This window comes from Dyella marensis (genome assembly GCF_049532885.1).
GTDB lineage: Bacteria > Pseudomonadota > Gammaproteobacteria > Xanthomonadales > Rhodanobacteraceae > Dyella_D > Dyella_D marensis.
On sequence record NZ_CP064029.1, the window covers coordinates 937,414 to 949,843 of the forward strand.

Annotated in this window: 13 protein-coding genes and 1 riboswitch; of the genes, 8 read left to right on the forward strand and 5 right to left on the reverse strand. The window is 69.6% G+C overall.

Going from position 1 to position 12,430, the window contains the following annotated elements; genetic code table 11:
* The first annotated feature begins 78 nt into the window (after positions 1 to 78).
* A riboswitch (FMN riboswitch) is annotated at positions 79 to 279 on the forward strand.
* 128 nt (positions 280 to 407) lie between these two features.
* The 6 genes from ISN75_RS04030 to ISN75_RS04055 all read left to right on the forward strand — a co-directional run bounded on the left by ISN75_RS04030 (position 408) and on the right by ISN75_RS04055 (position 4,855).
* The gene (locus ISN75_RS04030) at positions 408 to 1,052 is read left to right on the forward strand and encodes a riboflavin synthase (RefSeq protein ID WP_343819344.1); all 645 of its coding nucleotides are present in this window, start codon (positions 408 to 410) and stop codon (positions 1,050 to 1,052) included.
* A gap of 174 nt (positions 1,053 to 1,226) precedes the next feature.
* Positions 1,227 to 2,318, forward strand: coding sequence for a bifunctional 3,4-dihydroxy-2-butanone-4-phosphate synthase/GTP cyclohydrolase II (gene ribBA, locus ISN75_RS04035; RefSeq protein ID WP_167252356.1), 1,092 nt, complete (start codon positions 1,227 to 1,229; stop codon positions 2,316 to 2,318).
* 85 nt (positions 2,319 to 2,403) lie between these two features.
* Positions 2,404 to 3,363: a muramoyltetrapeptide carboxypeptidase gene (gene ldcA, locus ISN75_RS04040; RefSeq protein ID WP_343819343.1), complete on the forward strand. Its 960-nt coding sequence runs from the start codon at positions 2,404 to 2,406 to the stop codon at positions 3,361 to 3,363.
* Between the two features lie 39 nt (positions 3,364 to 3,402).
* A complete protein-coding gene (ribE, locus tag ISN75_RS04045; protein ID WP_343203555.1) occupies positions 3,403 to 3,870 on the forward strand; it encodes a 6,7-dimethyl-8-ribityllumazine synthase in 468 nt (155 codons plus the stop codon).
* A complete protein-coding gene (gene nusB / locus ISN75_RS04050) occupies positions 3,870 to 4,316 on the forward strand; it encodes a transcription antitermination factor NusB (RefSeq protein WP_167252353.1) in 447 nt (148 codons plus the stop codon). Before ribE ends, nusB begins: the two co-directional genes overlap by 1 nt.
* Positions 4,316 to 4,855 carry a GNAT family N-acetyltransferase gene (locus ISN75_RS04055; RefSeq protein ID WP_167252352.1) on the forward strand — a complete coding sequence of 180 codons (540 nt, stop codon included), beginning with the start codon at positions 4,316 to 4,318 and terminating at the stop codon, positions 4,853 to 4,855. The genes nusB and ISN75_RS04055 overlap by 1 nt, the downstream gene beginning before the upstream one ends.
* Before the next feature lie 180 nt (positions 4,856 to 5,035).
* On the opposite strand, the gene ISN75_RS04060 is transcribed toward ISN75_RS04055, so the two are convergent.
* Entirely contained in the window at positions 5,036 to 5,494 is a 459-nt protein-coding gene (locus ISN75_RS04060; protein WP_167252351.1) for a nuclear transport factor 2 family protein, read from the reverse strand.
* A 157-nt stretch (positions 5,495 to 5,651) separates the two neighbouring features.
* Here ISN75_RS04060 and thiL point away from each other — a divergent pair, with 157 nt between their 5' ends.
* Positions 5,652 to 6,626 (forward strand): thiamine-phosphate kinase, encoded by a 975-nt coding sequence (gene thiL / locus ISN75_RS04065; protein ID WP_343819342.1) that lies wholly within the window; start codon positions 5,652 to 5,654, stop codon positions 6,624 to 6,626.
* Positions 6,623 to 7,129 (forward strand): phosphatidylglycerophosphatase A, encoded by a 507-nt coding sequence (locus ISN75_RS04070; protein ID WP_343819341.1) that lies wholly within the window; start codon positions 6,623 to 6,625, stop codon positions 7,127 to 7,129. The genes thiL and ISN75_RS04070 overlap by 4 nt, the downstream gene beginning before the upstream one ends.
* Here ISN75_RS04070 and ISN75_RS04075 read toward each other — a convergent pair.
* Genes ISN75_RS04075 through ISN75_RS04090 form a run of 4 tightly spaced genes read right to left on the reverse strand, consistent with a single transcriptional unit; the run spans position 7,113 to position 12,428 of the window.
* Positions 7,113 to 7,583, reverse strand: a complete 471-nt coding sequence (locus tag ISN75_RS04075) for a hotdog fold domain-containing protein (RefSeq protein ID WP_343819340.1) — start codon at positions 7,581 to 7,583, stop codon at positions 7,113 to 7,115. The two genes, ISN75_RS04070 and ISN75_RS04075, sit on opposite strands and share 17 nt — an antisense overlap.
* A gap of 30 nt (positions 7,584 to 7,613) precedes the next feature.
* Positions 7,614 to 9,653 carry a S9 family peptidase gene (locus ISN75_RS04080; RefSeq protein WP_343819339.1) on the reverse strand — a complete coding sequence of 680 codons (2,040 nt, stop codon included), beginning with the start codon at positions 9,651 to 9,653 and terminating at the stop codon, positions 7,614 to 7,616.
* A gap of 43 nt (positions 9,654 to 9,696) precedes the next feature.
* Positions 9,697 to 11,514, reverse strand: coding sequence for a hypothetical protein (locus ISN75_RS04085; protein WP_343819338.1), 1,818 nt, complete (start codon positions 11,512 to 11,514; stop codon positions 9,697 to 9,699).
* An 11-nt stretch (positions 11,515 to 11,525) separates the two neighbouring features.
* A complete protein-coding gene (locus ISN75_RS04090; RefSeq protein ID WP_343819337.1) occupies positions 11,526 to 12,428 on the reverse strand; it encodes an ABC transporter ATP-binding protein in 903 nt (300 codons plus the stop codon).
* Positions 12,429 to 12,430 lie beyond the last annotated feature (2 nt).

The following is a 12,430-nucleotide window of genomic DNA, read 5'->3' on the forward strand; positions in this document are numbered from 1 at the left end:
GCGCACGCAGCGTGCGCCACGGGAAACGCCGGCCGGTGCTAGACTTCCGCGGTCGGGGCGACCCGGCGACAACCATTACGACGTCTTCAGGGCGGGGTGCGATTCCCCACCGGCGGTAGGTGGACGAGGCCTGCGAGGGTCTCCGAGACAAGCCCGCGAGCGCTTCCGCTCCCAGTGCGGAAGGTCAGCAGATCCGGTCCGATGCCGGAGCCGACGGTCGGGGATTTCCTGCTTTTTTGCAGCGACATCTCCGGAAAGTCCGGATGAGAGAAGACGGTACGGCGTGCGCCCTCGCGGTGTGCGCCTGCCATGCGCCTTGGGGCGTTTTTCGCTGACCTTCGATGCGGGAAACGTTTCATGAAAAACCTCGACCGTTCCAACGCCGCCTCCGTGCCGGAGGTGCGCTGATGTTCACCGGGATCATCCAGAGCGTGGGCCGCATCGCGCGGCTCGAACCGCGCGGCGGCGACGTGCGCCTGTATGTCGACACCGCCCAACTCGATCTCGCCGACGTGCAGCTGGGCGACAGCATCGCCGTCTCCGGCGTCTGCCTCACTGCCGTCACGCTGGAACCGCGCGGCTTCAGCGCGGACGTCTCCAACGAGACCCTGTCGCTCACCACCCTGGGCAAGCTCAAGGCCGGCGACCCGGTGAACCTGGAAAAGGCGCTGCGCCTGGCCGACCGCCTCGGCGGGCACCTGGTCTCCGGCCACGTCGACGGCGTGGGCAAGGTGGTCTCGATCGCGCCCGACGGCCGCTCGCAGCGCTGGACCTTCGAAGTGCCGGCCAACCTGGCGCGCTATATCGCCGCCAAGGGCTCGATCTGCATCGAAGGCACCAGCCTCACCGTGAACGAGGTCGACGGGCTGCGTTTCGGCGTGAACCTTATCCCCCACACGGTGGAACACACAGTATTCCACGCGCGCCGCCCGGGCGATGCGGTGAACCTGGAGGTGGACGTGGTGGCGCGCTATGTGGAAAGGCTGATGGGCGGCGGTGGCGGTTCGCCGCGGCTGGATGAGGATTTCCTGAAGAAGCACGGCTTCGCGTGACCCCACAAGGCCGTCATGCCGGCGCAGGCCGGCATCCAGTGACGGTAAGGCATGGTCGAGCGAGAGCGCACATCGCTTTTGGTTGGCGGTGATTTCGTGCGCTGTCGCTACTGGATGCCGGCCTGCGCCGGCATGACGGTTAAAAACCACACTCTCGAGCTATCTGGATTCCCCATGAGCTTCAACACCATCCCCGAAATCCTCCAAGACATCCGCGCCGGCCGCATGGTCGTGATCCTCGACGACGAGGACCGCGAGAACGAAGGCGACCTGATCATGGCCGCGCAGATGGTGCGGCCGGAGGACATCAACTTCATGGTGCGCGAGGCGCGCGGCCTGGTCTGCCTCACGCTGACCGAGCAGCGCACGCGCCAGCTCGGCCTGCGCCCGATGGTCAGCGACAACACCTCGCCGTACCACACCAACTTCACCGTCTCGATCGAGGCGGCCGAAGGCGTCACCACCGGCATCTCGGCGCACGACCGCGCGCGCACCATCCAGGTGGCGGTGAAGTCGGATGCCAGGCCGCAGGATCTGTCGCAGCCCGGCCATATCTTCCCGCTCACCGCGCAGCCGGGCGGCGTGCTGACGCGTGCCGGCCATACCGAGGCGGGCTGCGATCTCGCCGCGCTGGCGGGGCTGGAGCCGTCGGCGGTGCTGATCGAGATCCTGCACGAGGACGGCTCGATGGCGCGCCGGCCGGAGCTGGAAGTATTCGCGCAGAAGCACGGCCTGAAGATCGGCACCATCGCCGACCTGATCCGCTACCGCCTGGAAACCGAGAAGACGGTGCAGCGCGTGCACGAGGAACAGGTGGACACCGAGTTCGGTCCGTTCCATCTGGTCGCCTACCGCGATGCCATCCACCACGGCCTGCATTTCGCGCTGACCCGCGGCAAGGTCGACGACGGCGCGCCGGTGCTGACGCGCGTGCACGTGCGCAACACGCTGTCCGACGTGCTGCATCTGCAGCGCGACGACCTGGGCCTGACGGTGACCTCCGCGCTGCGCCGCATCGCCGACGAAGGCCGCGGCGTGCTGCTGGTGCTGTCCGGCGAGGACACCGCCGACGCCCTGCTGCGCCGCCTCAACCGCCAGCCCTCGGCGCAGGCGCCGGAAGAAGCGCAGCAGCAGGAATGGCGCCAGCTGGGCCTGGGTGCGCAGATGCTGGCGGACCTGGGCGTGCAGCGCCTGCGCGTGCTGGGTACGCCGCGCAAGCTGGTCGGCCTGGGCGGCTTCGGGCTGGAGGTGGTCGAGCACGTGTGATCCGCCGCGCGCCCGGGCGCCGCCCTCTGGCGGCCAGGGCGCGCGCGGCATACTGCCGGCTTCGCTCAACTCCTTAACCGACGCCATGACTTCGATCCGCCTGATCGCTCCCTCCGGCTACCCCCACGACCGCGCCGCCATGCAGCGCGGCGTGGCGCGCCTGCACGCCGCCGGCTGCACGTTGGACGGCCTCGAAGCCCTCGAGCGCACCGAGCTGCGCTATGCGGGTTCCGACGCGCAGCGCGCGGCCGAGCTCAATGCGCTGGCCCATGCGGACACGCTGCCGGAGATCGTGCTGGCCATCCGCGGCGGCTATGGCGCCACGCGCCTGCTGGAGCAGCTGGACTACGGCGCGCTGCGCGAGCGCCTGGCCGGCAGCGCCACCGTGCTGGTCGGGCACAGCGACTTCACCGCGCTGCAGCTGGCGCTCTACGCCCGGTGCGGGCTGCTGACTTTCGGCGGCCCCATGCTGGGGCCGGATTTCGGCGCGCCGGAACTGAACCCGCTGATGTGGGAACACTTCTGGCGCACGGTGGCCGCGCCGCGGTCGACCGCGGCCTGGTCCACGCCCACCGAGGGCGAGCTGGACGTCGAAGGCCCGCTGTGGGGCGGCAATCTCGCCGTGCTGTGCAGCCTGCTGGGCACGCCGTATTTTCCGCGCATCGACGGCGGCATCCTGTTCGTCGAGGACGTGGGCGAGCCGCCGTACCGGATCGAGCGCCTGCTGTACCAGCTGCACCTGGCCGGCGTGCTGGACCGCCAGCGCGCCTTGGTGCTGGGCCATTTCACCCATTGCCGCCCGGCCGCCTACGACAACGGCTACGACGTCCCCGCCGCGTTCGAGCAGATCGGCCGGGTGGCGCGCGTGCCGGTGGTGCGCGGGCTGCCGTTCGGCCACGAGCCGGACAAGTTCACCCTGCCGTTCGGCGCCGCGGCCCGCCTGCGCGTGGCCGGCGGCACGGCCGAGCTGTCGTTCGGCGCTTATCCCCACCTGGCCGGGCCCCAGCCGCGGCCGGATCCGGGCACGCTGCCCCAAATCCCGTAAAATGACCGGCCCACATGGGCCGCACGCCCCAGGAACCGCATACCCATGAACATCATCGAAGGCGATTTCTCCACGCCCAAGGGCCGCTTTGCCATCGTCGCCGGCCGCTTCAACGGCTTCGTGGTCGAGGCCCTGGTGGCCGGCGCGCGCGACGCCCTGGTGCGCCACGGCGTGCAGGACGAGGCGATCGACCTGATCCGCGTGCCGGGCGCCTGGGAGATCGCGCTGGCCGGCCACAAGCTGGCCCATTCCGGCAAGTACGCCGCCGTCATCGCGCTGGGCGCGGTGATCCGCGGTTCCACCCCGCACTTCGACTTCGTCGCCGGCGAATGCGCCAAGGGCCTGGCCGGCGCGGCCTATGGCTCCGGCGTGCCGGTGTCGTTCGGCGTGCTGACCACCGACAGCATCGAGCAGGCGATCGAGCGTTCCGGCACCAAGGCCGGCAACAAGGGCGCCGACGCCGCCATCGCCGCGCTGGAGATGGTCAACCTGTACGGAAAGCTGTGATGAGCCCGCGTCCCGACGGCATCGACCTGGCCGCGCGCTCGCGCGCCCGCCGCCGCGCGCTGCAGGCGCTGTACGCCTGGCAGGTCAGCGGCAGCGGCATGAACGCGGTGATCCAGCAGTTCCAGCACGAGCAGGACATGGAAGTGGCCGACCTCGATTACTTCGAGGACCTGCTGCACGGCGTGGAGCGCAACCTCGCCGCCATCGACGAGAGCCTGAAGCCCTACGTCGACCGCGAGATCGAGCAGATCGACCCGATCGAGCGCGCCGCGCTGCGCATGGCCGCCTACGAGCTGAAGTACCGCCCGGACGTGCCGTACCGCGTGATCATCAACGAGGCCATCGAAGTGACCAAGCGCTTCGGCGCCGACCACGGCCACAGCTACGTCAACGGCGTGCTGGACAAGCTGGCCATGCAGCTGCGCGCGGTGGAGAAGAAAGGCTGATGGCCGCCGCGCCGGCCCATGACGTGCCGGTGCTGGAAACCGCGCGGCTGCGGCTGCGCGGCCATCGCCCGGACGACCACGCCGCCTGCGCGGCGGTGTGGGGCGATGCGGAGGTCACGCGTTTTCTCGGCGGGCGTGCGTTTACCAGCGAGGAAGTCTGGCGGCGCATGCTGTCGTGGCGCGGGCTGTGGAGCATGCTCGGCTACGGCTTCTGGGCGGTGGAAGAGAAGGACGGCGGGCGCTATGTCGGCGATATCGGTTTTGCCGATTTCCGCCGCGAGCTCGATCCTTCGCTGCGCGGCATGCTGGAATTCGGCTGGATCCTGGCGCCGTCGGCGCATGGCAAGGGTTATGCGAGCGAGGCGGTGGCGGCGGCCACGGCATGGGCGGCGGAGCAGCTGCCCGGGATGCGCTCGGTATGCATCATTGCGCCGGGGAATCTGGCGTCGATCCGAGTTGCCGAGAGAGCTGGATTCCGCGAATGGAAGCGCAGCGTTTATCACGGTGAGCCGACGATTGTGTTCAGGCGCGAAGGGTAAGAGCGGGGTTTTTCGGGCGTGGAGGTTTCGCTTCGCCCGGCCCCTCACCCCAGCCCTCTCCCCGGAGGGGAGAGGGGGTACGTTGAGGTGATCGTGAGGGTGAGCTTCCCAGTTCGAACTCTTCTCCCCGCCGGGGAGAAGATGCCGGCAGGCAGATGAGGGGCCGGGCGAAGCGAGACGCTACTTGCTCGCCCCACACTCCTTCCGCCCATTGTCCGCAATCCCCGCGATCAACCACTTCCCGTTCTGCTTCACCAGATGCGCGATATCCGTCCCGCAATGGTCGACCTTGCCGTCGACCAGGAACTCATACGGCGCCCAGATGATCGCGATGTTGTCGTCGATCTTCACCAGCGGATCGTGGATGCGCTCTTCCAGCTTCTGCGTGCCGGTGGCGGGAATGTGCTCGATGAACGCGTCGTAGTGCAGCTGCTGGGTCTTGTCGGCGCGGGTGAGCGTGATCATGCCGCCGGGCAGCAGGGCGGAGCGCATCATGTCGTGGTCGCGCTTGCCGATGCCGTCGAGCAGGGTCTGGAACGGGGCGAGCACGGCTTTCTCTTCGGGAGTCGCGGCGTGTACCGGGGCCATAGCCAGCACGGCGCAGGCAGCGAGGAACAGCGAGGATCGGCGGACGTGCATGAACGGACCTCCGTGGGCTGTAGTCCGCCGATTCTAGCCACGCATGCCGCGGCCGCCCGCATGACTGGCGGCAGGGGCGGCGCTTGCATGTGGCCCGACCTTGCATGACGCGTCCACGGATGGTCTGCTTGCCGCTGCCGCCCGCCGCAGGAACGCCATGGAATTCCGCCTGATCGACCGCATCCGCGAGCGCACCGCGCAGGGGCGCGACGATGTGCGCTTAGGCATCGGCGACGATGCCGCGCTGCTGGCCGTGCCCGAAGGGCAGGAGCTGGCGGTGGCGATCGATACCATGGTCGAGGGCGTGCATTTTCCGCGCGATACCGCGCCGGCGGACCTGGGCTGGAAAGCCTTGGCGGTGAATCTTTCCGATCTGGCCGCGATGGGCGCCACGCCCGCGTGGGCCTTGCTCGCCTTGACCTTGCCGCGCAGCGGCGCGGCGGAGGCGCGGCAGCGTTTCGTCGACGCATTCGCCGAAGGTTTTGCGCAGCTGGCGCAGCCGCATCGGCTGGCGCTGGTGGGCGGCGATACCACCGGCGGCCCGCTCACGATCAGCGTGGCGGTGCATGGCTTCGTGCCGCCGGGCAAGGCCTTGCGCCGCGCGGGAGCGAAGCCGGGCGACGTGGTGATGGTCACCGGCACGCTCGGCGACGCCGCGGCAGGGTTGCATCTGCTGCAGCGTGGCGGCGTGGACGGTGCGCAGGCGGCGTATCTGGTGGAGCGATTGCATCGACCCACGCCGCGGATAGCCGCGGGCCTGGCGTTGCGCGAACGGGCCAGCGCATGCCTGGACGTATCCGATGGCCTGGCCGCGGATCTCGGCCATATCTGCGCATCCAGCGGCGTCGGCGCGGAAATCGAAAGCGCGTTGCTGCCGCGTTCGCCAGCCTTGCTCGACCTGTTCGACGACGCCTCCGCCCGCGACTTCGCGCTGAGCGGCGGCGACGATTACGAACTGTGCTTCACCGTGCCCGCCGCGCGCGCCGCCGAAGTGCAGGCCGATCTCGCGCGCCTGGGCTGCGGCGCGACGCGCATCGGCCGCATCGTGGAAGGCGAGGGCGTGCAGGTGCGCGCGGAAGACGGCACCTGGCTGGAACCGGCGCACCAGGGCTGGGATCATTTCGCCGCATGAGCGACAAAAAAATCCTTACCCCCGAACAGCGCCGCGTGCTGACGTCTTCCTTCGCCGGCTGGATCGCCTGCGGCTTCGGCTCCGGCCTGGCGCCCAAGGCGCAGGGCACCTTCGGTTCGCTGGCGGCGCTGCTGCCGTGGCTGCTGCTGCGCCAGCTGCCGCTGCCGCTGTATGCGCTGGTGATCGTGCTGGCGTTCGCGCTGGGCGTATGGGCGTGCAATGTCGCCGGGCGCGCGCTGGGCGTGGACGATCATCGCAGCCTGGTGTGGGACGAATTCGTCGGGCAATGGATCGCCCTGGTGCCCGCCCTGTTCGCGCCGTGGTGGGCGGTGCTGGCGGGCTTCGTGCTGTTCCGCCTGTTCGACGTGGCCAAGCCCTGGCCGATCGGCTGGCTGGACCGCCGCCTGAAGGGCGGTCCCGGGGTGATGGTCGACGACGTGGTGGCGGGGGTGTTCGCCGCCATCGTGCTCGGCGTCGGGCTAAGCCTTACCGCCTGGGGCTGACCCACATGGTGATGACGGCGCGGAACACGGCTTCGCCGTTCGCATCGGCCACCGTCACCCGCACCGGATAATCCGCCGCCTCGCTGCTTATTTCAGGCGCCACCGGTTCGGCGATGCCGACCACACCGGTAGTCGCCTTCTTCAGGTATTCCACCGTCATGCCCTTGGGGATCCAGCGGTGCGTCGGCGGGATCGTCACTTCGGTCATGGTGCCGCCGGCCAGCTCCGCCAGGTTGCACATCGCGATGGCGTGCACCGTGCCGATATGGTTGAGCACCGCGCGCCGCTTGGCGATGCGGATGCGGCAATAGCCGGGGCGCAGTTCCTCGAAGCGCGGCTTGATGCTGCCGAAGTACGGCGCCTTCAGGCAGATCAGGCGCGAGAACAGCCAGGCGCCGCCGGGGCGGGCGGAAAGCTTCTGCCAGATCGCGAGCGGGCTGCGAGGGTGGCTCATGGGCAAGGTCTCGTGGCGGAGGCGCGGCGATTATTGCGCAGCGCCGGGTGATTGCATCGTATCCAGGCGCAGGTTGCGCTGCAGATAGCTTTGCAACTCGGCGCTGCGCGTAGCGTCCGCGCGGCCGCCGAGCGGACCTTGCAGCGCGGTCTCCAGCAGATACAGCGTGGCCAGGCGCGCCATCGGCGCTTCGAGCTGGTGGCCGGAGTCCGGATCGACCAGCAAGCTGACCGGCTTGCCCAGTGCCTTGAGCGAAGCCGCATAGCTGGCGACGCTGCGGACCGGCACCCGTTCGTCCTTGGCGCCGGCGATCAGCACCAGCGGCTGCGCGATGCGTTGCGGCATGCGCGCGGGCGCCTGCTCGCGCAGGCGCGCCAGGGTGGCCGCATCGTTGGCGTGCAACGCGGCCAGTTCTTCCGCTACCGGCACGGTGGCATCTTGCACCGGGTTGTCGGCAATCGTTTCAAACGCCAGCGCAAGATCGGGCGGCGAGGCCATGCCCACGCCGACGCGAAAGCGCGCGCTGTCGTAGGTGAGCCCGAGCAGGGTGGCGAAGCCGCCGTAGGAATGGCCGGTGATGGCTTGCCGCGCGGCATCGCCGACGCCGTGCGCGAGCAGCCAGTCCATGCCGTCGAGCATGTCGCGATAGACGCGGCCGTGCGCATAGTCGCCCCTGGCCGCGAACAGATAGGCGCGGCCGTAGCCGGTGGACGTGCGGTAGTTCGGTTCGAACACCGCATAGCCGCGATTGACCAGGAACTGCGTGAGCATGTCGTAGCCGGGCCGTGTCTGCGCCTTGGGGCCGCCGTGCGGGCGCAGCACCAGCGGCAGCTTTGCCGCGTCGCGTCCCGGCGGCAGGCTGAGAAAGCCGTACAGGCGCATGCCGTCGCTGGCGCGCCAGCTGACGGGGATGCGTTGGGCCAGCATGCTCTCGGGAAGCCTGCGCGAAGGAGCCTGCTGGTCTTCGGCAATGCCGCTCAGTGCATCGGCGCCGGGAAGCTTGCGTGGATCGAGCAGCCAGTAGCGTTCGCGTTGCAGGCGATCGCTGCGCTCGGTGACGAGGATCAGGCCGTTGTTGGCGACGTCCAGGTCCAGGTTGGCGTTGGCGAAGCGCCGGTCGAGCCAGGCTACCGGCGCGCGCAGGGCGGGATCGACGGCATAGACGTGGTGGCGGTCGGTGTCGTAGGCGGCCAGCAGCGCTTGCGCGGTGCGCGGATCGAGCAGGGCGTCGGCGAGATCGGCGATGCCTTCGGGGTCGGCATGCAAGGTCTGCGTGGTGTGTGTCGCCGGGTCGATGGCGACCAGTTGCTGCAGATTGGCGCCGCCGCCGCGCATCACCAGGCGGCCATCGTCGTGCACCGCCAGCGGCGTGCAGTGGATCAGCGCGCCGCAGTGCTGGAACAGTTGCCATCGGCCATCGCGCCGCTGCAGCAGATCGCGGCCGCCCTTGCCGGCGGTGCCGATGAAACGCGCCTGGCCCTGGCGGTCGAAGGCCACGTCGGTGGGAGCGGCATCGCCTTCGTACAGCAGTTCGTCCGCCCCATCGATGCGTTTGCGCAGCAGGCGGAAGCGGTGGCTCGCCGGATCTTTGTCCCGCAGCAGGTAACGCGCGGGCAACAGCGGATCGGCACCGAGGTAGGCTTGCCCGCGCGCTTCGTCCAGCGCCGCCAGCAGGCGCGCTTCGCCGCCATCCAGGGGCAGCGCGGCGATGCGGCTGCGCTGTTCGATCAGCAGCCAGCGGCCGTCGCTGCTCCAGTCCAGCGAGGTGGCCTGGATGGCGGCGAGCGCCTGCCTGCGTTCGCCGCTGGCGATGTCGAGCAGCCACAGGCTGGTGCGCTCCGGCTGCACCCACAGCCATGCCAGGTGTCTGCCGTCGAGCGCCAGGCGCATGGCGCGCACGCCGGTGCGGGTCTGGAAATCGTCGCGCGGCAGCAGCGGTGCGGCGGCCGCGCGTTCTGAGGCGGCGACGCGGGAGCGGAAGGTATCGTCGCCGCGCGCCGCCGCGGTGAGCGTCAGCAGCACCAGGGCGAGCGAGGCCGCCGCCCTCCGGGAGGTCGGTTGCTTGCGCATGTTGTTTCTCGAAAAGGCACCGGCGGTGCCGGTGCGTGGAGGATCAGGCGGTGGTGTGCAGCACCGTCATGCCGCGTTCGCGCCGCTGCACGGCGGGCGGATAAAGCAACAGGAAGCTCAGCAGCCCGGGCAGGCCGGTGACGCCGTTGGCAAGGATCCACAGCAGGCGTTCGCGCGGACGCAGGCCGGCGCGCCTGGCCTGCCACGCGGTGACCAGCATGCAGGCGACGGCCAATGCCGCGATGGCGAGCCAGACCGCGCGCGGCAGGCCTTCGGCATCGCCCGAGACGATCCAGCCCAGGCGGTACTGCAGCGCGTACCACAACGGCGTCACCACCCAGCCGAGGTGGCGGAACAGCAGCGGGTAATCGCGGCCGATTTCGCGCCGGGCGAGCGCTTCGACGCGGCCATCCTCGTGCAGGCGGAATACCGATTGCCAGGCGGGCACGTCCTGGTGATAGCTCTGGCGGCCGTGCAGCAGCGAAACCAGATAGCCGTCCAGAAGCTCGGCGGCATCGATGCGACCGATGTTGTCGATGGCGCCGTCCAGCGGCAGCGTGTGGAGGTCCTTGACCTGGCTGGTGCCGGCGAGGAATTCGCTGCCGTTGTAGACGTGCAGGCGGCGCGAACCCAGTACCAGCACGCGCGTGCCGAGCTTGCGCGGCGCGGCGGTGAAGTACTCGTCCTCCGGCAGCGCGATGCGCAGGTGCACGCTCTGGTCGATCGCGTTGAACTGGTACAGGCGGTGCGGCGTGACCAGGTAGCGTTCGTCGAACACCAGCGGCGGCTGTTCGAAACGGTCCGCCGCGGCGGCCGCGCCCTGCACGATGCCGCGCCGGCCGAGCCAGCCGGCGTCTTTGCGCGTGGCCAGGTCCACGCCATGGAACAGGCCGCGGTCATGGCTGAAGCTCCAGCGCAGGTGCCGGGTGGCGTCGTCGAATTCGAGCGGCATCGGGCTGGTCAGCTGCCCGTAGCGCGGATAATCCGCGGCGCCCGGCCCCCACGCGGCCTGTTCCGCCACGCCGGCCTGTTCGCGCAGCAGGGCGAAGCGCGCGTCGTTGCCGAGCCCCGCCCGCAGCAGCGCGGCGCTGTCGGCGCGTTCGGCTTCCGCATAGCCGCCGGCGGGAGGAATGCCGTTCAAGGGATGGCGCCCCAGTGCCATCAGGCCGAACTCCACGCCCAGCGTCAGCACCCAGTACAGCGCGAACGACAGGCCGACCTGCATCACCAGCACGATCGCCACGCGCGCAGCCGCGGCGCGCGGCAGGCTGGTCAGGTCCGGATGGAACAAGGTCAGCAGCAGGCCGGCCGCGAGCAGCACTGCCAGCAGCTGCACCGCCAGTGCGCCGCCGCCGCTGGCCGGCGCGGCCAGGCTCAGCAGGGGCAGGCACAGCAGCAGCGCCATGCCGCGGCGCGGCGCGAGCATGGCGCAGGCGCCGCATAGATAGACGCCGAAGGCGATGGCCCAGGCGCACAGCGGCAGCAGCCAGTGGCGCGTGTCGACGATGCGCGCGGAGAACAGCGCCACGCCGCCGATGTCCAGCAGCAGCGGCAGCGCGACGGCGATGAACAGCAGCACCGCCGCGGCGCCGGCCAGCGCCATGGCGATGCGCGCCGGATGCAGCGGGCGATGCAGCAGATACACCCAGGCGCCCGGCTTGCGGTGCTGGCTCATCTGATACGCGGCCAGCAGCAGGCCGGTAAAGGCGAACACCAGCGCGGCCACGCGATAGACCAGCAGCGGCTGCTGCAGCAGGTCGACCAGCCGCGTCATGAAGGCCAGCAGCAACAGGTGCAGCATGCCGTAGAGCAGGCCCGCCTTGAGGAAGCGGCCGAGTTCGGCTTTGAAGAGTTCGTTCACGGAGGGCTCCTTCAGGCCGCCGGGGCGATATGGTTCTTGGCCAGGAAGCCGTTGACCGCGCTGTCCAGGCTGACCGGCATGCTTTGCACGTAGCGCGCGCCCTGCGCACGCAGGAAGGCGCCGAAGTCCTCGGCCTGGTCGAGCACCGTGTAGTGGTAGAGCTGGTCGATCTTCTGCGCCAGCAGCAGGCCGGGAACGTCGGCCTGGTCGGGTGCGCGGAACGGGATGTCGGCCACCCAGTGGCGGATGCGTTCGCAGAAATCCTCCGGCGAGGACATGTGCCGCAGCTCGCCGCGCTCGAGGATGATCAGGTTGTCCGCCAAGCGTTCGATCTCTTCCATCTGGTGCGAGCAGTAGATGACGGTGCAGTGCTCGGTGGCATTGGAATCCAGCAGCGCCTGCAGGAACGCGCGTTTGGCCACCACGTCCAGGCCCAGCGTGGGTTCGTCCAGGATCAGCAGCTCCGGCGACTGCGCCAGGGCCAGGGCGAGATTGAGGCCGGCGCGTTCGCCACGCGACAGTTGCGAAATTTTCTGGTGGGGCAGCACGTGGTAGTGGCCGAGCACGTGGCGGTACATCGCTTCGTTCCAGCGCGGGTAGTGGCGTCGTTGCATGGCGGTGACCGCTTCGGCGCTCATCCAGCCGGGCAGGGTGTGTTCTTCGTTGACGAAGCCGATGCGGCCGCGGTGTTCGGGCGTCAGCGCCTGGCTGTCGCGGCCGAGCACGCGCGAGGCGCCGTCGCTGGGCGGCAGGAAGCCCAGCAGTACGCGGAACAGCGTGGACTTGCCGGCGCCATTGGCGCCGACGATGGCGTGGATGCGTCCGCGCGGCACGCGCAGGCTCAAGGCGTTGAGCGCGCGCTTGCGGCCGAAGCTGCGGCTGAGCTGCTCGGTTTCGATGACGTAGTCGCTCATGG

Coding starts and splice junctions, on each gene's coding strand:
- ISN75_RS04030 (WP_343819344.1), top strand. CDS start 408: ATGTTCACCGGGATCATCCAGAGCGTGGGCCGCATCGCGCGGCTCGAA.
- ribBA (WP_167252356.1), top strand. CDS start 1,227: ATGAGCTTCAACACCATCCCCGAAATCCTCCAAGACATCCGCGCCGGC.
- ldcA (WP_343819343.1), top strand. CDS start 2,404: ATGACTTCGATCCGCCTGATCGCTCCCTCCGGCTACCCCCACGACCGC.
- nusB (WP_167252353.1), top strand. CDS start 3,870: ATGAGCCCGCGTCCCGACGGCATCGACCTGGCCGCGCGCTCGCGCGCC.
- ISN75_RS04055 (WP_167252352.1), top strand. CDS start 4,316: ATGGCCGCCGCGCCGGCCCATGACGTGCCGGTGCTGGAAACCGCGCGG.
- ISN75_RS04060 (WP_167252351.1), bottom strand. CDS start 5,494: ATGCACGTCCGCCGATCCTCGCTGTTCCTCGCTGCCTGCGCCGTGCTG.
- thiL (WP_343819342.1), top strand. CDS start 5,652: ATGGAATTCCGCCTGATCGACCGCATCCGCGAGCGCACCGCGCAGGGG.
- ISN75_RS04070 (WP_343819341.1), top strand. CDS start 6,623: ATGAGCGACAAAAAAATCCTTACCCCCGAACAGCGCCGCGTGCTGACG.
- ISN75_RS04075 (WP_343819340.1), bottom strand. CDS start 7,583: ATGAGCCACCCTCGCAGCCCGCTCGCGATCTGGCAGAAGCTTTCCGCC.
- ISN75_RS04080 (WP_343819339.1), bottom strand. CDS start 9,653: ATGCGCAAGCAACCGACCTCCCGGAGGGCGGCGGCCTCGCTCGCCCTG.
- ISN75_RS04090 (WP_343819337.1), bottom strand. CDS start 12,428: ATGAGCGACTACGTCATCGAAACCGAGCAGCTCAGCCGCAGCTTCGGC.